Source organism: Escherichia sp. E4702 (genome assembly GCF_963883545.1).
GTDB lineage: Bacteria > Pseudomonadota > Gammaproteobacteria > Enterobacterales > Enterobacteriaceae > Escherichia.
In genome coordinates this window covers 1-20,750 of the sequence record NZ_CAWORF010000039.1, presented here as the reverse complement: position 1 = coordinate 20,750, position 20,750 = coordinate 1, and the positions used below count along the sequence as shown (strand labels likewise).

General features: G+C 50.0%; 18 protein-coding genes and 2 pseudogenes. 16 read left to right on the top strand and 4 right to left on the bottom strand.

Going from position 1 to position 20,750, the window contains the following annotated elements:
• The 13 genes and pseudogenes from AACU94_RS23385 (at position 1) to tssE (ending at position 13,818) form a co-directional block, all read left to right on the top strand.
• Complete coding sequence (locus AACU94_RS23385) at positions 1-1,209, top strand: hypothetical protein (protein WP_135487885.1); 1,209 nt, start codon at positions 1-3, stop codon at positions 1,207-1,209.
• A complete protein-coding gene (locus AACU94_RS23380; protein WP_135487886.1) occupies positions 1,202-4,573 on the top strand; it encodes an ImcF-related family protein in 3,372 nt (1,123 codons plus the stop codon). The genes AACU94_RS23385 and AACU94_RS23380 overlap by 8 nt, the downstream gene beginning before the upstream one ends.
• Before the next feature lie 123 nt (positions 4,574-4,696).
• Entirely contained in the window at positions 4,697-6,466 is a 1,770-nt protein-coding gene (gene tssF, locus AACU94_RS23375; RefSeq protein WP_135487887.1) for a type VI secretion system baseplate subunit TssF, read from the top strand.
• A complete protein-coding gene (gene tssG / locus AACU94_RS23370; protein WP_135487888.1) occupies positions 6,430-7,512 on the top strand; it encodes a type VI secretion system baseplate subunit TssG in 1,083 nt (360 codons plus the stop codon). The genes tssF and tssG overlap by 37 nt, the downstream gene beginning before the upstream one ends.
• Positions 7,513-7,547: 35 nt before the next feature.
• On the top strand, positions 7,548-8,072 hold the full coding sequence (gene tssJ, locus AACU94_RS23365; protein ID WP_135487889.1) for a type VI secretion system lipoprotein TssJ: 525 nt from the start codon (positions 7,548-7,550) through the stop codon (positions 8,070-8,072).
• 4 nt (positions 8,073-8,076) lie between these two features.
• Positions 8,077-10,308, top strand: a pseudogene (locus tag AACU94_RS23360) (type VI secretion system Vgr family protein); the annotation flags it as partial.
• A gap of 30 nt (positions 10,309-10,338) precedes the next feature.
• On the top strand, positions 10,339-11,667 hold the full coding sequence (locus tag AACU94_RS23355) for an S-type pyocin domain-containing protein (RefSeq protein ID WP_339379202.1): 1,329 nt from the start codon (positions 10,339-10,341) through the stop codon (positions 11,665-11,667).
• Positions 11,668-11,675: 8 nt separating this feature from the next.
• The gene (locus AACU94_RS23350) at positions 11,676-11,990 is read left to right on the top strand and encodes a bacteriocin immunity protein (protein WP_135488314.1); all 315 of its coding nucleotides are present in this window, start codon (positions 11,676-11,678) and stop codon (positions 11,988-11,990) included.
• A 72-nt stretch (positions 11,991-12,062) separates the two neighbouring features.
• Positions 12,063-12,599 (top strand): hypothetical protein, encoded by a 537-nt coding sequence (locus tag AACU94_RS23345; protein WP_135488313.1) that lies wholly within the window; start codon positions 12,063-12,065, stop codon positions 12,597-12,599.
• The gene (locus AACU94_RS23340) at positions 12,587-12,733 is read left to right on the top strand and encodes a hypothetical protein (RefSeq protein WP_339379201.1); all 147 of its coding nucleotides are present in this window, start codon (positions 12,587-12,589) and stop codon (positions 12,731-12,733) included. Before AACU94_RS23345 ends, AACU94_RS23340 begins: the two co-directional genes overlap by 13 nt.
• A 41-nt stretch (positions 12,734-12,774) precedes the next feature.
• The gene (locus tag AACU94_RS24815) at positions 12,775-13,059 is read left to right on the top strand and encodes a bacteriocin immunity protein (RefSeq protein ID WP_135488387.1); all 285 of its coding nucleotides are present in this window, start codon (positions 12,775-12,777) and stop codon (positions 13,057-13,059) included.
• 95 nt (positions 13,060-13,154) lie between these two features.
• Positions 13,155-13,364: a bacteriocin immunity protein gene (locus AACU94_RS23335; protein WP_240726358.1), complete on the top strand. Its 210-nt coding sequence runs from the start codon at positions 13,155-13,157 to the stop codon at positions 13,362-13,364.
• A gap of 7 nt (positions 13,365-13,371) precedes the next feature.
• Entirely contained in the window at positions 13,372-13,818 is a 447-nt protein-coding gene (gene tssE, locus AACU94_RS23330; protein WP_135488312.1) for a type VI secretion system baseplate subunit TssE, read from the top strand.
• A 141-nt stretch (positions 13,819-13,959) separates the two neighbouring features.
• Here the strand turns inward: tssE and AACU94_RS23325 are convergent, their stop codons facing one another.
• The 3 genes from AACU94_RS23325 to AACU94_RS23315 all read right to left on the bottom strand — a co-directional run bounded on the left by AACU94_RS23325 (position 13,960) and on the right by AACU94_RS23315 (position 15,429).
• Positions 13,960-14,442: a GNAT family N-acetyltransferase gene (locus AACU94_RS23325; RefSeq protein ID WP_130209501.1), complete on the bottom strand. Its 483-nt coding sequence runs from the start codon at positions 14,440-14,442 to the stop codon at positions 13,960-13,962.
• Positions 14,430-14,696, bottom strand: a complete 267-nt coding sequence (locus AACU94_RS23320; RefSeq protein ID WP_130209503.1) for a type II toxin-antitoxin system TacA family antitoxin — start codon at positions 14,694-14,696, stop codon at positions 14,430-14,432. Before AACU94_RS23320 ends, AACU94_RS23325 begins: the two co-directional genes overlap by 13 nt.
• A gap of 229 nt (positions 14,697-14,925) precedes the next feature.
• On the bottom strand, positions 14,926-15,429 hold the full coding sequence (locus AACU94_RS23315; protein WP_276606025.1) for an omptin family outer membrane protease: 504 nt from the start codon (positions 15,427-15,429) through the stop codon (positions 14,926-14,928).
• Between the two features lie 325 nt (positions 15,430-15,754).
• Here AACU94_RS23315 and AACU94_RS23310 point away from each other — a divergent pair, with 325 nt between their 5' ends.
• From AACU94_RS23310 to AACU94_RS23300, 3 genes are all read left to right on the top strand, one after another.
• Positions 15,755-16,960, top strand: coding sequence for an AAA family ATPase (locus AACU94_RS23310; protein WP_135488311.1), 1,206 nt, complete (start codon positions 15,755-15,757; stop codon positions 16,958-16,960).
• Positions 16,957-17,928: a ParB family protein gene (locus AACU94_RS23305; RefSeq protein WP_240726337.1), complete on the top strand. Its 972-nt coding sequence runs from the start codon at positions 16,957-16,959 to the stop codon at positions 17,926-17,928. Before AACU94_RS23310 ends, AACU94_RS23305 begins: the two co-directional genes overlap by 4 nt.
• Before the next feature lie 433 nt (positions 17,929-18,361).
• Complete coding sequence (locus AACU94_RS23300) at positions 18,362-18,994, top strand: hypothetical protein (RefSeq protein ID WP_135488310.1); 633 nt, start codon at positions 18,362-18,364, stop codon at positions 18,992-18,994.
• 753 nt (positions 18,995-19,747) lie between these two features.
• On the opposite strand, the pseudogene cadA reads toward AACU94_RS23300, so the two are convergent.
• Positions 19,748-20,750 (bottom strand): annotated as a pseudogene (gene cadA, locus AACU94_RS23295) (lysine decarboxylase CadA); the annotation flags it as partial.

Below are 20,750 nucleotides of genomic sequence, written 5' to 3'. Positions count from 1 at the left end.
ATGCCAGTCCTGCTGGATGCTATCCCTGAAAAGGCGGCGAAGGTTCCACGACCTGATACCCGCCGATGGCTGCTGTTCCTGGCATTTGTCATGTCAGGAGGAATTGCGTTACAGCTCTGGAACTGGACGGCAGAACGCACTGGCTTTATTTTCTGGTTTACTGCGCTGGGATTGCCTTTCTGTCTCTGGGGGCTTCTTTTCTCCCTGCGCAGGTTTGCATACAAAGTAGAGCAGGTGGGGGCTGAGTCCAGGAATGTGGAGCGCGAAGCGCTTATTGATAGCGAAACTTGTCGTGGTCAGCGCTGTGGCTGGATACTCGATACCTACGTTCAACACTTTTCAGGAAATAGTCCCGCTGCACTGGTTAAAGCAGTTAATCATACTGTTCCAGCTTCAGAGACCTCAACGCCACGTGGTTCCAAATCTGCTGTCAGGTATGCAGCCTTACCCAGTTTTCAGACAGCTCTGGATACAGAACTCATCTCTGTCACGTCAACACTCGTCGCCCATGTACAAAAAATTACCGACACCCTTTCGCAGGATATTTCTTGCTGCCTGATGCTGGACTGTGACGACGATATCCGCCCCAGACTGGAGGAGCACTTCAGAAATGAACTCACGACCAGAACCGGGAGGGTCTTCAGACTCCTTGCAGGCAAAGGTCTGGCGGGATTTGATGCCTGGCTGGACCAGTGCTGGAACACACCAGGCATTCTTGCAGAGGTGACGTTTTCATTGCCCGCGCAACCTGATGAAGGTGACGCCGATGCCATTACTCTTATGGTGTTCAGCAACCGTAAGGCTGCTGGCTATCCGGATGCAGTATGCCTTCATCGCCCAGAAAAGGGTAAGGAAGCCCAGCTTGTAAAAACGCTGGACAGGGCACTGTTATGGGCCGCAACAGCCTCTGAGGCACTAAAAACGGCCTGGTATACAGGTCCAGTCCTTTCAGGCGGAAGTGGATGGAATATGGCTTGTGAAGATAATGGGGTGACATTCAGTCTGTCAAAAGACAATCATGGAATTGATTCCGTTCTGGGATATGCCAGCCGCGCCGCCCCCTGGCTTGCTATTATTCTTGCATCAGTGGCATGCAGAGATAATGGCCCACAGGTTATCGCCGCCCAACCCACCGCTGACAAAGACGACGTCTGGATCGCCGTCATCACCAAAGAAGAAGTTCGCAAGGAATCGCCCAAGAATGTCTAAGGTAAAAGTAAAAACACTCATCGGCTCCGTTGTAACTGTCGCCTTTTTCCTGACAGCCATCGTGGCATTTTTGTTTTATGCCTTTCCGGAAAACGTAGCTTCGGCCACCGGCTTCGGACCGTATGACGGCCAACGGATACTCACATTCTGCGCCATACTGGTTGCTGCGATGTTTTTACTCGGCTGGCTGACAGAGAAGGCTTTCGACTTCGCCGGTAAATCTGGGTTGTATTTCCAGTGGGGACGGATAAAGGCTGAGAGCGACACTCCGGTAATGAACACCATTCCCGGTGAAGAAGACGATGATGAACCGGTCTTCAGCGAAGACGCCGTAGCCGAATACCTGCGCTTTCGCTATGGACGTCGCTGGAAGCGTAAAGTGCGACTCCTTCTGGTGATGGGCAACCGGGACGACGTTCACAAAGCTGCCCCGGGCCTGTGTAATGACCTCTGGCAGGAAGGCGACGGCAATGTGCTGATTTATGGCGGTGACGCGCAGTCACTCCCGGATGAGATCTTCCTTTCAAAACTGAAGCACCTGCGATCCGGGCAACCGGTTGATGGCATCATTCAGGTGATGAGTATTTCAGCTCTCCCGACGGATGGCGAACGGGATGCCCTCCTGCGTTACCGTCAGAAAGCCGACCATCAGTTGGGCTGGCAGGTGCCTGTCTGGCTGTGGCTGACTGACAACGCCACCGATGCTCAGCAGGGCGCGGAAACTGCTGCGACAGGGGTCATATTCGGGCCTGATGGCACCGTGAAAGGGGCGGGTGAAGGATTTTCTACACTGGCACTGCATCTGCAAAAAGCAGGTATGGCACAGATACTGAATAATCCGGCTGATTGCGGCCTGCTTCAGTTATCCCTCCGACTGCGGCAGGAGCTGAAAGCCAGTCTGGATGTTTTGCTCGGCGGGCTGATGCAGGGATCTGCGGCCTTTCGTTTACGAGGGGTCATGTTCAGTCCTGAAGTGGCCGTTGTCGGTTCGGTCCCAAACACACGCCCCGACACACTGACCTGGAAAGCCGTCATTGATGACTGTGATGCCGTCAGCGGCAGGAAGCTGGGCTTCGACTGGCTGAAGATGATGCGGTTAATTCTGCTTTCTCTGATTGTCCTGTGGGGGGCCGCTACACTGCTGTCTCTGATCGTTAACCGTACTCAGATTTATCAGGCGCAGGAAACGGCAAGACAGGCAGCGGATACTGCAAAACCACTGGCTGAACGTCTGCACAATCAGCTCGTACTCCAGCAGGCCATTGCCCGTCTGCAACATCGTGAGACGACCGGCACGCCGTGGTACACCCGCTTTGGTCTTAATCAGGACAGCGATACGCTGGCTGCACTCTGGCCCCTGTATGCGAAAAATAACGCACAGCTGATGAGGGATGCTACAGCAGACAGTCTCAGGCAGCAGCTGAATGCCTTTGTGCAACTCCCTCCTGCCAGTGATGCCCGTACGCAGGGCACACAGCATACATATGACATACTCAAAAGTTATCTGATGCTGGCGCGTCCGGACAAAGCGGACGCCGGCTGGCTGGCAAAAAACGCGCTGAAAGCCTTACCGAAACGCCAGAATGTGCCGGCTGGCACATGGCAGAACATCGCACCGAAACTGCTGGGTTTTTATGCGCAAAACCTTCCGGCTCATCCGGAATGGAAAATTAAGCCTGACACTGAATTAATCAGCACGGTCCGTCAAATTCTGCTTAAGCAAATAGGCCAGCGGAACGCTGAGTCCGGGTTATATCAGGAGATGCTTAAGCGCGTGGCCAGCAACTGGCCTGATTTAACGCTTGCGGATATGACCAGTGACACCGATGCCTCAACAGTATTCAGCACTGACGAAGTCGTCCCGGGAATGTTTACGCGTCAGGCCTGGGAAGAGCAGGTACAGGATGCGATTGACGAGGTCGTGAAAACCCGCCGCGATGAAATTGACTGGGTACTGTCGGACAAGACACATCAGACAGGGAGCGATATCTCCCCGGAGGCGCTGAAAGCCCGCCTGACTGAACGCTATTTCACCGACTTTGGTAACGCCTGGCTCAACATGGTCAACAGCATACAGTGGCAGGAAGCCACGTCACTGTCTGAGGCGATTGCCCAGCTCAGTCTGATCGGTGATGTCCGACAGTCCCCGCTAGTGGCACTGATGAACACGCTGGCCTGGCAGGGGAAAACGGGGCAGAAAGGTGAAGCTCTGGCTGATTCGATAGTGGACTCAGCGAAAAAGCTGATCGGTCAGAAAAAAAATGCCAGGCAGTTTATTGAACAGGCACAGGGCCCTAAAGGTCCGCTTGATGGCGTGTTTGGACCGCTGATGGGGCTTATGGAAGGTAAAGAGGGTACCGGTGCCAACGGTAACCTCAGTTTCCAGTCCTGGCTGGCCCGCGTAACTCAGGTGCGGCTGAAGCTTCAGCAAGTCACCAGCGCCCCGGATCCGCAGGCTATGTCGCAGATGCTGGCCCAGACAGTATTCCAGGGCAAAGCCATCGACCTGACCGATACCCGCGACTACGGCAGTCTGGTTGCGGCGAGTCTGGGGCAGGGGTGGAGTGGATTTGGCCAGTCGTTATTTGTGCAACCGCTTGATCTGGCCTGGCGGCAGGTAATTGCCCCGGCAGCGGGTAGCCTCAATGTCCGCTGGCAGACAACCATTGTCGATCAGTGGAATAAGGCCTTTGCGGGACGGTACCCGTTTAAAGCCACTGGCAGCGATGCCTCCCTGCCGCTACTGGCTCAGTTCCTGCGTAGCGACTCGGGTCGAATCACTACCTTCCTGAAAACTAATCTCGGCGGGATCCTCCGCCATGAAGGGAATCGCTGGGTCGTTGATCCTTCCGCAAGTCAGGGGATGGTTGTGAGTCCGGATTTTCTCCGGGCGATTAATCAGCTGGCGGAACTGTCAGATATCATGTTCTCTCAGGGCGATGCGAGTGTTCACTTCGAACTGATGGCGCGTCCTTCACGGGATGTTGCCAGAGTGCAGCTTACCCTCGATGAGCAGAACCTGGATTACTTCAATCAGATGGAAAGCTGGCAAAGCTTCACCTGGCCGGGGAATACTTACTATCCAGGTGTGTCGCTCATCTGGCGTAGTGTAAACAGCGGTATGCAACTCTTCGCCAGTAACCAGGGTAACTGGGGCTTCATTCGCCTGCTGGACAAAGCCCTGATCACTCCACTCGATGCCAGCCGTACACAACTGGTGTGGATCACCGCCGATGGCAATCCTCTGAAGTTCATCATACGCAGCGAGTTGGGCGACGGTCCGCTTGCCTTACTGAAGCTACAGGGATTTACGCTGCCAGCGTCCATTTTTAACGTTGCCGCTGGCACTGAAGGCGTTGAGTAAATATGAACACAGTGAATCTGATAAAGCCCGTTTGATGCCTGAGATGGATACGCCATTGCCCCGGCCCGCGCCATGGTGCTCTGTGGCTAATATTCTCTTTAATAATTTTCAGGAATGCCATGCATGGATGATTTAACCCTTCGTTATTATGAGGCTGAGATGCGCTATCTGCGTGAGGCGGGCAAAGAGTTCGCCCGTGCCCATCCGGATCGGGCAGCGATGCTTAATCTGGATAAACCCGGCGCCCGCGATCCTTATGTAGAGCGCCTGTTTGAAGGTTTTGCCTTCCTGATGGGCCGTTTGCGTCAGAAGCTGGATGATGACCTGCCGGAACTGACCGAAGGGCTGGTGAGTCTGCTGTGGCCACACTATATGCGAACCATCCCGTCGCTGGCCATCGTCGAATTCTCTCCTGACTGGCGTGGCCTTCGTCAGGCTGAACTTCTTGCCGAAGGTTTCTCCGTACAATCACGCCCTGTCGGGCCGCATAAAACCGCCTGCCAGTACCGGACAACTCGCGATGTTCCTCTGCAACCACTGCATCTTGCGGATGCCCACCTTCATACTGAAACTGATGGCCGCTCTGCTATCCGTTTGCGCTTCGAATGCCCTGAAAAAGTGGACTGGAGCAAAGCCGGGATCGACAAAATCGCCATATTCCTCGACGCAGAGAGTCCGATCAGTTCAGCACTCCACCTGGCATTGACCCGTCGCGTTCACGCCATGTACGCCCGCCATTCAGGGATATACACCGAACGTCATCAGTTTGATGGCTGGTGCAAACCCATGGGCTTTGACGACAATGACGGCCTGTGGAAGAAAGCCGATATTGCCTTCAGTGGTTACCAGCTGCTGCTGGAGTATTTTAGCTTCCGTCCGAAATTTATGTTTGTTGAACTGCGTGGCCTCGACACCATCGGGCTCACTGAAGCCAGCTCCTGGTTTGAAATCGACATCGTGCTCAGTGAAGCCTGGTCATCCGATCTGCCTTTTGAAACGGAAAACTTCCGGCTGCACTGTGCACCGGTCATCAACCTCTTCACTCTGGAAGCCGATCCGCTGACGCTTAACCCGCTGGATAACGAATACCTGCTCAGGCCGTTGCGTCTTCAGGATGGTCACACCGAGATTTACAGCGTCGATAATATCCATGGCGCGGTAAAGAATGGCAAACATCCCTATGTACCATTCACCAGCTTCCGGCACCGGGGAGGAATGATGCGCCACGATGCCCCTGAACGTTATTACCACACCCGCGTGAGACGCGGCCCCTCTGGCCTGTATGACACCTGGTTGATTCTCGGGGGGCGTTCGTTCGAGCTGGAGCAGCTGTCCGATAAACCAGAATCCCTTTCGATGCGAATAACCGGTACCAACGGGCAGCTTCCGCGCACAGCGCTGGAAAGTACGCTCCTGGACAGGGTGGCAAAAACCGGCAAAGTGCCCGTCAGGGTACTGAACGTCACCGCACCGACGATACCGCTGTACCCGCCCGCCAACGACCGTTTTCACTGGCGTGTGATGAGCCACCTCGGCTCAAACTTCCTCAGCATGATGGACAATCCGGAGGTCCTGCGGGGAACGCTGGCGCTGTACGACTGGACCGATGATGAAATGAACCGACGTCGGCTTGAAGCTATCGTCGCCGTGAAGCACACCCTGATCCGCCGTTTTGAGAAGGGCTTTATGCTCCGGGGCGTAGACATAGAGGTCACGCTAAACATGGATAATTTTGCAGGCGAGGGGGATGTGAATCTCTTCGGCGAAATGCTGCACCGGTTCTTCGCGCGCTATGCTGATATTCACCTCTTCAACCAGCTCACGCTGGTGCTGCAACCGACAGGAAAACGACTGAGATGGCACGAGAATCACAGCCAGTACGTACCGGGCTAACACTAGTCCTGAGCAAAGATATCTGGCGGGCCAATTTTTATCGTTTCTGCCAGCTGCTGGAGCAGGAAAATCCGGACGCGCCGAAACTGGGCGCCTCCAGCCATCCAGCCAACGATCCGGTCCGCTTCAGGCCCTGGCCTGGTATGGGTTTCCCGGTCAGTACCCTCAAAGCGGTGGAGACTGACGAAGACCACCCGGCATTACCCCCAACGGTCCGTACGACATTTTTGGGGATATATGGCGTGGACTCCCCTCTGCCGACGTCCTGGCTGGACGACATTGCGCAGCGCCGCGAAGGGCACGAGGCAGTTACCTCGTTTCTGGATATTTTCAGCCACCGCATCACCACCCAGTATTATCGGATCTGGCGGAAATACGCCTGGCCGGCCACCTTCGAGGCAGGTGGCCGCGATGCCACATCTCAGTGTCTGCTGGGGCTGGTCGGCCTTGGTATACCGGGCACCGCTGAACAGGTGGCAACGCCGGTTTCACGCTTTCTGGCCTTGCTGGGTACCATGCGATTACCCACCCGCAATGCAGAAGGCATTCGGGCCCTGGTGAGCCTGCTGGCACCGAATACCCAGGCAATTATCACCGAGCCCGATCCGGTTAAGGTCCATATCGATAACCGTAGCGGGTTGGGTACCGGGAACCGCATCTGTCTTTCTCAGCGAGCCACGCTGGGTAAAACGGCAAAGGAAGCATGCAGTCGGGTACTGGTGACGCTGGAGACAGAAGATCCGGAGGAAGCCGAAGGGTGGTTACCTGGTGGTTTTATCCATACCGATTTACTGGTCCTGCTGCGCGTTTATCTCGGCTACCGCAGTGACGCCCGACTGCGCCTCACCGTCCCCGTACGATTGCTGCCTGAGCCACGCCTTGGCAAAGGCAGACGTATCCAGCTGGGCCGCACCGGCTTGCTGGGCCTGAAAGCAGGCAAACTCAGCAATAGTCGGGGGAGTCTGACCGTCAGTCTGGGCTGCTATGAAGGGTTGCAATGTTCTGCGCTACCGTCCGCTAAAGACGGGCACTACCGCTTCGAATAATCACGTACTCCCACTCTCAATAAAGGAACTTTTGAATGGCAACAGTAACCCGTTGGTGGGCGCTGACGCTTATTGCCTGTAGCCTGCTCGCTGGCTGCGGTCTGACTCAGACTGTCACGGACGGTACGGTCAGCATCACGAAATCCATCTTCTACAAGAAAATCAAAACGCTGCATCTGGATTTTACCCCGCGCACGGCCATTAACGCTGATGGCGCACAGACACCGCTGGCGACGATGGTGAGAGTTTATCAGCTCAGGGATCGTAAAGCGGTTGATGCCGCCGATTACCAGACACTGCTGCGCAATGCCGATACGGTACTTAAAGACGACGTACTGGCGTCTAAAGAGCTGCTGGTGATGCCAAAAGGCAGCATGACACTCAATATGCCCATGGATGAAGACGCTCAGTTCGTGGCGGTGGTGGGATTATTTAACCGCCCGGATCAGAAGGACAACCGCTGGCGCCTGGTGCTGACCCGTGACGATCTGGACCCGGACAACCCCCGCACGATTGAACTGGGTGATGGCTGGCTCAGCCTCGTGCCGGTGAAGGAGTGACGTGATGGATAACTGGTTAGCGCTTTTTGACGGACAGACCCGATATTTTCTGGATATTTTTGACAGCTCAGTGAAGCCGGATGTTCTGCGCTTTTACGGCAGGGAAGCACTGAGCGAACCCTTCAGTTGGGACATCGAGTTCACAACGCTTCAGGCGAATATCCCCCCGGAAGAGGTGCTGATGAAATATGCCTCTTTCCGGATGCGGAGCGGTAAAAGTGTGCACGGCATGGTGACCCGCCTGGAATGGCTTTCCACCTCAAAGGACCAGTCTCACTACCGGCTTACGCTCAGTTCGCGCCTGGCGCTCCTGGGATATACCCGACAGTGCGCGGTCTATCAGAACCAGTCCGTTCCTGAGGTGGTTGAGCAGGTGCTGCGTAAACACGGTCTGGAAGGTCCCGATTTTGAATTCAGACTGGAGCGCACCTACCCACCGCGTGAAATTATCACTCAGTGGCGGGAAACGGATTTGCAGTTCATCCAGCGCATTCTGTCCGAGGTGGGGATTTACTGGCGCACGGAGATGGACGACGTGCGCGGTCTGGATACTTACATACTGGCCGACAGCCAGCTTAACTATCAGTTTGATGTGCACCTGCCCTACAGCGAGCCGTCGGAGTTGTTCGACGGCGCAGCAGAATCGGTCTGGGATGTGCGGACCTGGCACAACATTGCCACCGGCACTGTCACCACGCGTGATTACAACTACCGGACAGCCACCACGCCGATGGATGCTGCGGTCAGCGTGCGTAATGATGCGGTCACCACCGGGGAACATTACCGCTACGCAGTCCCTTATCGTGAAGCGGGAGACGACGCCAGCCCGGAGCCGAAAACCGAATCTGGCGCGTTTTACGCCCGACTTCACCACGAGCGGGAGCTCAACAGGTCGGCCCGTATTCACCTGTTCAGCAATGCGGCACACCTCACACCCGGGCAGGTGCTGGAGCCGCAGGGCAGCGTCATTACGGCCCTGCAAGAGGGCGTCATCCTCACGCTGGTGACCTTCAGGGGCGCCCGTGATTCCCGTCTGCATGTGTCGGTCTGGGGCCTGCCTTACACCGAACGTTACTGCTTCCGTCCGGCAGAGATCCCGCGTCCGCTCATCGCGGGTACGCTTCCGGCCCGGATCGAAAGTCGCGAAAAAAATGATACCTACCCACACCTGGACGAGCAGGGGCGCTATCGGGTGAAGCTGGACTTCGACCGGGAGGGGACAGAACCCGGTTACGGTTACCTGTGGCTGAGGATGGCGAAGCCTTATGCCGGTGAAACGCTGGGCTGGCATACGCCGCTCATCGATGGCACCGAAGTGGCGATTGCGTACAGCAATGGCGATATTGATCTGCCGTACATCGCCTTTGCGCTGCACGACTCCGAACATCCCGACCTCGTGAACCGGGACAATCACACCCGGAACATCCTCCGGACGCCTGCCAACTCAAAATTACGGATGGAAGACAAGCGCGGTGAGGAGCACATCAAACTCGCCACGGAATACGGCAAGACGCAGCTCAACAACGGGCACCTGGTGGACAGCAAGGGGCAACTTCGCGGTAAAGGCACAGAGCTGCGCACCGATGAGTGGGGAGTCCTGAGAGCAGGAAAAGGACTCTTTGTCGCTGCTGATGCCCAGGCGAAAGCCCAGGGTGATGCTCTGGACATGGATGCCGCGCTGAAGAAAATCGACAGGCTCAATCAGCAACTGCAACAGCTGGAAATGGCCGCTGAAAAGGCCCAGGCGCTGAAAGGGGATGTCGACAGCCAGATACAGATGTTTGAGCAACGGCTGAAACCGCTCAATGAAGCGGTGCTTTTCTCGGCGCCGGAAGGCATGGCTCTGACCAGCGGTGAAGATATGCAGCTGGCCGCGGGCCGGAACCTGGCGCTTAACGCCGGAGAAGACTTCAGTGCTGGAGTGATGGGCAATGCGACCGCTTTGACCGGGGAGAAGCTGGGGCTCTTTGCCCGCACCGGTCAACTGAGCCTGAAATCCGGGGAAGGGCCAATCGATGTCCAGGCGCAAAACGCCAGTATGCGGTTGTTCGCTGAGAAGAAGCTGACGCTGAGCTCAGCGAGTGACATCTCCTTTGCCGGAAAAAAACGTATCACGCTGATTGGTGGTGGCAGTTATCTGAAGCTTGAGGCCGGAAAGGTCGAGTATGGTACGACAGCGTCGTATACGCGCAAAGTGAAGCGGACGATGGCGGCATCAGCCAGTGCTAAACCTCCGGAGGCCGTATCCTTACCGCCTCCAGCGACCATGAGAGAATTCAATCCCGAAACGCTCACCCCGTGGGTGACGCCGGTTTATGCAAAATCCTGCCTGAAGGAGAAAGGCTGCACGGATGCCGGTACTGCCGAAGAGCCCGTTGATAACTTTGGACAGATGACAATTTTTGCCCAGCCTGTCGAGGACGACTGCTGCGGTTATGGCCATCAGCATGAGCATGCAGATGATGAAGTCGTTCAGCATGCCCAGTCAGCCAAAAAACGTAAGCCTGACACCGGGGGCGCAAATGCTCCTGCTCAGGCAACGGCTGCACCACTTGCTCTTGGGGCTGCTACGGGCGTGATGACCCAGGTCTGGGGAGAATGGTCCCTGACCGGCGTATTGGGCGCGGCCCGGGGAATTCCGTATGTAGGAGCGATGATGTCCGCACTCTACGTTCCATCTGCGGGCGAGGGGAGTGACAGGGTTCCTGGCCGGGATGAATTCTGGTACGAGGAAGAGCTGCGGCAGAAAGCCATCACCGGGGCAAAAGCGACAACCCGGGTGAGATTCTTCTGGCGCCAGGATGAACAGGGCAACATGTGGGTCTATGGCGTCCATACGGGTGAAGGTACCCCGTATGAAGGTGTCCGCACAGCAAACATGGTGTGGAATAGTGAGCATAATCAATATGAGTTCACTCCAGCTCACGGTGCCGATGGTCCGCTGATTACCTGGACGCCAGAGAGACCTGAGGGCAGTGACCTTCCCTCACATACCGGCAGCGACATCAAGCCAATAGACCAGGCTACAATACTCGTCACGCCAATTCCTGACGGCAAAGATGAATACACGACACCACCATTCCCGGTGCCTAAAGAACGTGATCTTAACGATTATATTCTGGTGTTCCCTGCGGATTCAGGGATTAAGCCGATTTATGTTTATTTGAAAGATGATGCTCGCAACGTACCTGGAGAAGCAACTGGGAATGGTGTAAAACTATCAGGAGATAAATCTTGGCTTGATATGTCTGTAACAAACTCAGGTGAAGGAGCTCCTATACCTTCTCAGATTGCAGACAAGCTTCGAGGTCAGAAATTCAACTCATTTGATGATTTCCGTGAAACAATTTGGAGCGAAATAGGAAGACATCCTGAATTAACTAAAGATTTTACAACAGTTAACAAAGATCGAATTGAAGATGGTCTTGCTCCTTGGGTACCTAAAGAAGGCCAGTACATAGGACCCAACTCTATTGTCAAGAAATTTGCAATACATCATGTTGTACCCATAAAAGATGGAGGAGGAGTTTATGCCATGGATAATTTACGTATAGTTACTCCTAAACTACATGACGAGATACATTACAGACGTTAGGTGAAATTATGAGCTCAATAGTTTTAAAGAACAAAATTGAAGAGTATACAGAGCAAGAGTTTTTAGCCATTCTTAAAGAATTTAGGAAAAGCACAAGGCAGGCTAAAGATTTAAAGGGAAGTAAGCTGGATGATTATCTTGATAAATTAATGGATAACTTTATTCAAGTAACGGCACACCCTAAAGGCAGCGACTTAATTGTTTACCCTGAAAAAGACGAAGACGGGGAACCTCATAGGGTAATTGAAATCGTCAAAGAATGGAGGAAATCTCAAGGCCTTCCTTTATTTAAAGACGCTCAGGTCAAACAAAATCATGAATAGAACAACAACAGGGCTACCGCACAGCGGTCTTAAGCTATAAATTAGCAAGTTAGTAATGTACATGAGGTTATTATGCCATTGCCAGTTAGATTAACCCCCTCTGAAATCCATCATGATAAAATGCAATCTATGACAGCAATTTCAGAAGAATTAACGAATCTCATAGATACTGGGTCCGACGAAACATCTGGCAAAGTGAATGCATTGATAGAAAAATGGAATGTCTTTGCTGTTACTAAGTTTGAATTTAGCGATTTTCGTGACTACCACTCATGGATTTCTACAGAAAACTTTGTTAAGACGGCCCTTTATCAAGCTAAATATCAAGCGGACTTGTCTTTCCATGAGGCGAAACAAATAATAGAATTTATAAGTACAGCTGAAGGTAATGAGGCCTTACAAGGTTATGCTCTTAGCCTGATAGAGTTGAATTTCTCAGAGCCACGTGCCTCAGACCTATTCTACTATCCTGAATACTGGTTCAAAAATGATTCAATGTCTGACGTCAATTTAACTAATGATGAGATTTTGGGGTATTTAATGAAAAAATCAGGCCGTTGGTTACCAGACGCACCCGAAATTGATTTGCCTTATCCATTACCAGCATAAAGTGTGGAAAAAAATCAATATGGACCGAAAACCATCACAATAAACCTATTGAGGAAGGGGGCGGAGTGTATGATATTGACAATTTGAGAATCACGACCCCTAAACAACATAAATTCATTCACTACGGTAAATAGGAGACACAAAATGATAAATGTAACTGAGATGAGAAAAAAACATTTCCGATTATACAGAGAGCGAATTTACCGAAATTGTAAGTGAATTCTATCCCGAGCAGGTATCAAAAAAATCATTAAGCAATACAGAATTAGAAAATTATTTGGACGAGCTTTTGGATAAAATCATTTACTTAGCTGGCTCAGTTACTGTGGGTGATTTTATATATTACCCTAACACCCCAGAAGAAAACATTACAGAATCCGTAATCAAGGAAATAAAAAATCAAGAAAAAATCATGGATTGGCGCTTTTTAAAGATTCATAAAACCACACGAAATGTATAGAAGGTAATTTATGGAACTTAAAGATTCATTTTCAGAATATACACAACAAGAACTCTTGCTTTTTTTTGAATGAATTTTTTAAAGATTTACGGAAAGTGAATTTAAAGGGGGAAGCACTTAGTGATTATTTGACAACGCTGTCGAATCACTTTGACAAAGTCACAGAGCATCCTGAAAAAAGCGATTTAATTTTTTACCCAGAAGATAATTCAAAATGTACTCCAGAAGGATTGCTTGAGACTGTTTTGAAATGGAGAAAGGCCCAAGGCCTTCCACTCTGTAAAGACTCTGAAACTGATTCCTGAGGTCAAAATGCCAGATAGAAAATCACCATCTTTATATGAAATTCTTACTGGCAACTTTACAGGGGATCTTCCCCTTGAAGTTGTAAACGAAGAAGACCAGGTCATTTTATCTGTACTGGATAACATCCAGCGAATTTTGAACGCCCGAGCCGGTGCCGTATCCCATCAACCAGATTATGGCTTGCCCGATATGACCAAAATTCTGCAAGGCATGCCCGGGACAACCCACGAGCTGATCGAAACGCTGGCCGGTGTCCTGCTCAAGTATGAACCCCGTTTGCAGTCACTCAATGTGACATTACTCGAACAGCAAGTGCCAGGTGAGTTGCGCTACGCCATCGATGCCGAGCTGAGAGGTATCGGGCTTGTACGGTATGGGACCGAGTTTATGCCTGAGGGTAAAGTGATGATCAGGCACTTGAAACAACAACAGCATCTTGGGATCACAACATAACAGTCCAGGAAAACATCCGCAGCCCCTGAGACGACAATAACGCTTTGTGCTGACATTTAATGTACATATAACAAAGATTATGTTAAATAACACATCTGTAAGCCCTCAGTATGCACATTTCAATCTCCCTTGCCCCCATTATTACGGCAGTCTGAGAAACAACGTTCTCTCCTGCGTTTGTGATGCTTTAAAACCATGATGCAGGTAAAAGCGTCGGGCAGTGTCGGTAAGCGCATGGACCATAATGGCTCGAACACCAATATTTTCAGCGACTCTGTAGCAGCGCAATACCGCATCATGAAGCAGATCGGCGCCCAGTCCTTTACCGTGGAACGAAAGATCGACCGCCAGACGAGCCAGGATAATCACCGGTATGGGGTCAGGCATATTACGGCGAATATTTCCCGTTGCTTCGACATGATTCACACTACCGGTTGCAAGTGAGTAATAACCAACTACACGTTTTGTCTCTTGCTTGCAGATAACAAACGTCCGCGCAGCCCCAAGCGCCTGATTCTTTAATCCCCGGTGTTTTAACCATTCATCCAGAACAGCCTCACCGCTAACAAATTCCGCAAGTTGATGTGAACTCGATAAAGGTTCAGGCTGAGTTACAAATCCCACTGTGGTTTCCTTGCCAGAAGTTTTTCTAATGCAGGATTAGATTCAACCGGTGCATCGATCATATCGATAAACTCGGCATACTGCTCCTCGTTCAGATTAAACACCCGGCGTTCAAGAATGACATTCTCTGCGGCCTGGCAAGCCATTTCGAGGATAAAATCCGTGCGCGACTTATGCAGAATTTCTGCTGCCGTATCTATCAGCGCCCGCTGGGATTCTCTGGCGCGAAGGTTGAGTTGGACATCTGATTTCATGGTAACACTCCGTATAGCATTTGCTATACAGCATAGCAGATTATTGCTGTGTAGCAATTGCTATACATAGCGGATAACTGAATTTTTCACCAGAGAGTTACTGACTAAAGGTACTTAATGTTGGCAAGACGGCTGCTGCAACGGATGGGTAAATTATCAGGATGTTGTAACTACGTAATTTTTATTTAAATTCGGGGGCGTTTACTGCCCCCGAAGACGCATTTAACCATCAGAAGCGGTACTCAATCCCTGCGCCAATGGCGTAGTTATAGTTTTGAATACCTGCAGCATCATTGTAATGTTCAGAGTCACCTGTGACTTTATCATGCACAGTTGAGTCCCCCCTGCCTTCAGAGAAACGCGTCCAGCTCAGTTCAGTGAAGACACGAGCCTGGGAAGTAATGTTATATCCCGCGTTGATAGTACCTGAGTAATAGTTTGAGTTACTGGCACTTTCGTTAAAACTCAGGTCACGCATGTAATGCTCATCGTGGTCGCGAGCTTCTACCCACGGACTGAATTTAAACTGTGCAGTGATATCAAAATCCTGGTAAACATATTTCCCCGTCAGCCCTAAGTAAGGCACCCGGTATTTCTGCTGGTAACCAATGGTATGACATTCGCGCCGAAGGGTATTTATCCGTTTATTTACTGGAGTTATTCTCTGTAAATAAAAGGTTCTGTTGTACCAATAGCCTGCGCAACATTTATTGCGCAGGCTTTTTTTTATCAAAAATACCCTGATGTTACTGATGTTTTTGGACTATTGACCTGATGAGTATTGCCTGAAAATAGTGCTATCAGAGTTCCATCAGGTTGAACGCAACGCAACAACGATATTATCCAGACAGACGCTTTATGTACGTCATCAGCACGACATAACTCGCCCTTCTGCCCCGCTCCGATCTGGCGAATAACGCCCAGAGACGCTCACTACTCAGCGGATAAGTGAGACGCTACCCGCTATTTTTACCTTATTGCATCTGAAATGTTTACTTTGCCACTTGTATGTAGCATTCTTGACGAAATTCATCATTTCAGCATAAAGGCAGAAAATCATGGATACGCCTGTCCATCTGTTAAAAGTTGCGCAACGTTCAGAGAAAATGCTGTTTTCTCTCACCGAACAAATTCAGTCACAGAAAGAAGAGTTGCAGGAAAACAAGTTTTATCAGGTCTATGCCAAGGCGGCGCTTGCCCGGCTGCCCCGTCTCACGCGCGCCAGCGTGGACTACGCCGTCAACGAGATGGAAGAAAGCGGCTATGTGTTTGATAAGCGCCCTGCAGGTAGTTCCACCAAGTATGCGATGTCGATTCAGAACATTATCGACATTTACCATCACCGTGGGGTTCCCAAATATCGCGACCGCTATCCATCGGCATTTGCCGTTTTCATCGGCAACCTGAAAGGTGGCGTATCAAAAACGGTCTCTACCGTTTCTCTGGCTCATGCGCTACGCACCCACCCTCACCTGCTTTATGAAGACTTACGCATCCTGGTGGTTGATCTCGATCCGCAGTCTTCAGCAACCATGTTCCTCAACCATACCCGGGCCATTGGCATGGTTGATGCCACCTCCGCACAGGCCATGCTGCAAAATGTGTCGCGCGAGGAGCTACTCTCAGAATTTATCGTGCCTTCCATTGTGCCGGGCGTAGACGTACTGCCAGCCTCAATTGAAGATGCGTTTATCGCCTCGCGCTGGGATGAGTTATGCGCCGAACACCTGCCGGGGCAAAATATTCACGCGGTGTTGAAAGAGAATGTGATTGATAAACTGCGCAAAGATTACGATTTCATCTTTATCGACAGCGGCCCACACCTTGATGCATTTCTCAAAAATGCCATCGCCTCAGCCGATCTGCTGTTAACGCCGGTTCCGCCTGCGCAGGTGGATTTTCACTCGACGTTGAAATATTTAACCAGACTCCCTGAACTGGTTGAAATTATTAATGAATCTGGCATGAAGTGTAATCTGCAAGGCAATATCGGCTTTATGTCAAAACTGTCGAATAAGGCCGACCATAAGCTTTGCCATAGCCTGGCGAAAGAAATTTTTGGCGGCGATATGCTCGATGTCGCGTTACCGCGACTGGATGGCTTTGAGCGTTGTGGCGAATCTTTCGACACCGTGGTCTCAGCAAACCCGGCCACCTATATTGGCAGCAGTGAGGCATTAAAAAATGCCCGCCATGCCGCTGAAGATTTCGCCCGGGCAGTCTTCGACCGCATTGAATTTATCAGAACCAATGGAGGTGTATGATGAGCGCCAAGAGAATAACCATAGGCCGAACCTTCAAAACCCCTGCACTGCACGAGGATGATGGCGGACCGTCTCAGGAGCAAATCTTTACCCTCTCTACCGGACGTCATGTTACTTTTTCGCTGCGCACCATCCCGGCCAACGAGGTTGAAAATGGGACCTATGTCATTCAGGAGATCAATGGCCGCGATCAAACTTCGCTGACCAGCGAGTCCCTGAAAGACATTACCCGCACCCTTCGCCTGCAACAGTTTTTCCCTTGCATCGGCATTGAGCGGGAAGACGGCGTGGAAATTATTGATGGTTCCCGCAGACGCGCGGCGGCCATTTTGTGTCATACCCCGCTGAAAGTACTGGTCACCACTTCAACGGTATCTGCCGATGAAGCCCGTAAACTGGCGGCAGATATTCAGACGGCGAAAGAACATAACCTGCGTGAAGTCGGGTTACGCTTGATGGCGCTTAAAGCGTCTGGTCTGAATCAGAAACAGATAGCCGCACAGGAAAAACTGTCACCGGCCAAAGTCTCCCGCGCCATGCAGGCGGCATCCGTTCCGCAGGAGCTGGTTTCACTGTTCCCGGTACAGTCAGAGCTTCATTTTTCCGATTACAAATTGCTGGCGGCAGTGGACGAAAGTCTCGCCGAGAAAAATGTCGAACTGAGCACGCTGATCGAACAAATTTCAGAAGATATTGATCTTATTCTGAGCGAAGGTGGCCTTGCGGAAGATGAGATTAAAAATAAGCTGCTGAAGCTTATTCAGAAAAAATCGTCTTTGCTGATCTCGCTGCCTAAAAAAGAGAAAGCGAAGGTGGTTTCGCTGTGGGCTTTTGATGACAAAGACCGATACGCGCGTAAACGCATTAATGGCCGAACAATCTCTTTTGAATTTAATCGTCTGACAAAAGAAGTTATGGACGAGCTGGAGCAGTCAATTAATGACGTGCTCGCCAGACATCTTGAGTAGGTGTTTTCGCGCGGACATCATGAATGTGCGGTAATGGCTATTTAGCCCGACGTAGTTTCTTGCCGGATGCGGCGTAAACGCCTTATCCGGCCTACAAACCCCTGTAAATTCAATATATTGCAGAAACATCCGCACTGTCGTCGCTTCTAGTGTCTGTCATGCCCACAGCGATATATCTTCCTCTGTATTTCCCGTGAAGTAACAAATTCCCCATTCATTAATAATTAGATGTCACCAATAATATTAAATTAATAATAGAAATTATAACAATCAAACAAACACATAATTAGTTTGTCATTTATTAACCATAAAAATAATAACATTATACATTCTTCTCTTCCAGAAAAAGTGCAAACTATACCTCGTACATTTAGTATCCCCGGAGTGGATAAAAATGTCAGTAACACTAATCGATAATTTTTAGAGGTGAATAATGAATATTATTACAGATGTTTTAGTCAACGGTCATATGTTTAACTGCATCGAGGATATGCAAGAAAATCGCTTCCCTACCACACTTTTCCCGGAAGCTTATTTTCAAATGGTAATTAATGGTGATGTTAAGAATAATCAAAACGTTATCTGGAGTTGTAGATCTGATTTACCCGGAAATCCTGTTTCTGTGGATCAGGACGGCGTCGTGAAATTTAACAATGCTAATGAAAGTTTTGCTGGAAAGACGTTTTATGTAGAAGCACGCGACAGAAAGACATCTCGTGTACAAGTCTATAGTTTTACTATTAAAAATTTTTTCAAACATAATACAGAGAAAACACTTAATGTTGAAGAAACCAAGTTATGGGTGGCAAGTGTAAACGGGCAACTTCCACACGTACTAGAACTCCAGGATAATGTAATGACCTATGCAGAACGTAAAATCAATGGAGGGCTTTTTAAGGAGTGGGGTAAACTGGTAGTTTACAGTTGGTTTAGCGATGATGGTGATAATGATATCGCGGCAATACACGGTTTCGATAATGGGAAAGCATATTTTTGCAATGGGGGTAGTTCTTGTTTTTCGGAAATAGGTAATTTATATTTAAATGCTTGCGCAGTTTTTAAGTAAAATATAATATTCTAATTTGTATCATTTCACATGACATAAAACATGTCAGACCAGACAATTAAATAAACGCATTATAAAGTACACTCTTATCCCAATAGATAAGACAATTTGATACCCCGTGATACTTTGAACGGGTCATGTCTGGTGAACATCAGACTATGCAACTCGCTGACGTGAAAGAAAATAAACCTTCACGTCAGCTATCTCCACAATCGAATCCCTGATAGTGATACGTAATTTCCAGTCATTACCTATATATTGTAATTGTGCCATAACAAAATTACTGCTGCCGTAAAAGCAAAAAAACCGATAACACTGAGTAAAAAACTTATCGATACCTGATGGCTAAACTTAACTTTTCGGTTGCTGATCGTAATTTCATATCCTTCCATCTTGCTTCTCCTTGTTTACTCTGGTTAACACCGGTTGTTTCTTTTACAGAACAACATTTATCTGTGGTACTTAAGTAGGGGAACATCTTTCCCTTATAACTTAAATAGCCTTTGATTTTCTGAGTAAGATTTTATATATGCACTATCACATACTGGCATTCAACGTAAAAGAAAACCATCAGGATTTAACCTTAGTTGTGAGGCCATAAAATAACAGAGAGAAATTAAGAATAGTGCAAAACAGATGTGGGTAGCAGGCAAAAATAAAGCCGGTGAACGACAGCATGTATTCACCGGCCCCTTCCAATGGATCGATATAAGACAGAAGGAAATAAACTGTTATATCAACTTGTCACTTTAATTACTTGAGTACCTTCACGGTATAACGGCCATCGGGCTGGCGATACGCACCATGAATATCGGTTTCAAAGCCCGGATAATGCGCGCCAATTTCACACAGCATCTGCAGGAACTCCAGTACCGGACGGCTTTCAGCGGTGATCATTTCGCCAGGCATCACCAGCGGTACACCCGGAGGATACGGCAGGATCATATTGGCGTTCACGCGACCGACCATGTCATCCAGATAAACTTCTTCCACTTCGCTATGCAGTTCTTTCTGGAATGCACGATACGGTGTTACCACCATTTCTGGCAGAACTTCGAACGCGCGATACATCAGATCTGGCAAATTATGGTGAGAAATCAGTTTATGAATATTCTGCGCCAACTCCTGAATACGCATGTCTTCATAGAATTCAGGATCTTCCAGATACAGTGACGGCAGCATGTTTTTCACACGCAGGTTTAAATCAAAGGCGCGTTTGAACTCGGTCAGGCCACGCAACAGGCTCAGAGCTTTGGTTTTATCGATACCAATGCTGAAGAGGAAGAGCAGGTTATAAGGACCGGTTTTCTCAACGATAATGCCATGCTCATCAAGGTATTTCGCCACAATGCTCGCCGGAATACCGAAATCGTCCATTGTGCCGTCTTTCGTCATACCCGGTGTCAGCAGAGTGACTTTGATCGGGTCCAGATACATATGCTCGTTGTCAATGTTCTGGAAACCATGCCAGCCGTTGTCAGAATTGAGCGGCCAGCATTCAACCTGGTCAATCTGCTCTGGCTGCCAGACATCAAAGAACCAACCGTCCGATTCGCCTTTTAAGCGTTTAATCTCTTTACGGAACCTGATTGCACGATTAATAGAGCCATCAATCAGACGCTTACCGGCATTTCCTTTCATCATTGCCGCAGCAGTTTCCATCGATGCGACAATACCGTAGTGCGGTGAAGTCGTGGTGTGCATCATATAGGCTTCGCTGAACGTCTCTTCGTTAACATCCCCTTTCACATGGATC

What these genes read in the sequence shown, in the direction of transcription:
- AACU94_RS23385 (WP_135487885.1), top strand. Translation starts at nt 1, where the DNA reads ATGCCAGTCCTGCTGGATGCTATCCCTGAAAAGGCGGCGAAGGTTCCA.
- AACU94_RS23380 (WP_135487886.1), top strand. Translation starts at nt 1,202, where the DNA reads ATGTCTAAGGTAAAAGTAAAAACACTCATCGGCTCCGTTGTAACTGTC.
- tssF (WP_135487887.1), top strand. Translation starts at nt 4,697, where the DNA reads ATGGATGATTTAACCCTTCGTTATTATGAGGCTGAGATGCGCTATCTG.
- tssG (WP_135487888.1), top strand. Translation starts at nt 6,430, where the DNA reads ATGGCACGAGAATCACAGCCAGTACGTACCGGGCTAACACTAGTCCTG.
- tssJ (WP_135487889.1), top strand. Translation starts at nt 7,548, where the DNA reads ATGGCAACAGTAACCCGTTGGTGGGCGCTGACGCTTATTGCCTGTAGC.
- AACU94_RS23355 (WP_339379202.1), top strand. Translation starts at nt 10,339, where the DNA reads ATGAGAGAATTCAATCCCGAAACGCTCACCCCGTGGGTGACGCCGGTT.
- AACU94_RS23350 (WP_135488314.1), top strand. Translation starts at nt 11,676, where the DNA reads ATGAGCTCAATAGTTTTAAAGAACAAAATTGAAGAGTATACAGAGCAA.
- AACU94_RS23345 (WP_135488313.1), top strand. Translation starts at nt 12,063, where the DNA reads ATGCCATTGCCAGTTAGATTAACCCCCTCTGAAATCCATCATGATAAA.
- tssE (WP_135488312.1), top strand. Translation starts at nt 13,372, where the DNA reads ATGCCAGATAGAAAATCACCATCTTTATATGAAATTCTTACTGGCAAC.
- AACU94_RS23320 (WP_130209503.1), bottom strand. Translation starts at nt 14,696, where the DNA reads ATGAAATCAGATGTCCAACTCAACCTTCGCGCCAGAGAATCCCAGCGG.
- AACU94_RS23310 (WP_135488311.1), top strand. Translation starts at nt 15,755, where the DNA reads ATGGATACGCCTGTCCATCTGTTAAAAGTTGCGCAACGTTCAGAGAAA.
- AACU94_RS23305 (WP_240726337.1), top strand. Translation starts at nt 16,957, where the DNA reads ATGATGAGCGCCAAGAGAATAACCATAGGCCGAACCTTCAAAACCCCT.
- AACU94_RS23300 (WP_135488310.1), top strand. Translation starts at nt 18,362, where the DNA reads ATGAATATTATTACAGATGTTTTAGTCAACGGTCATATGTTTAACTGC.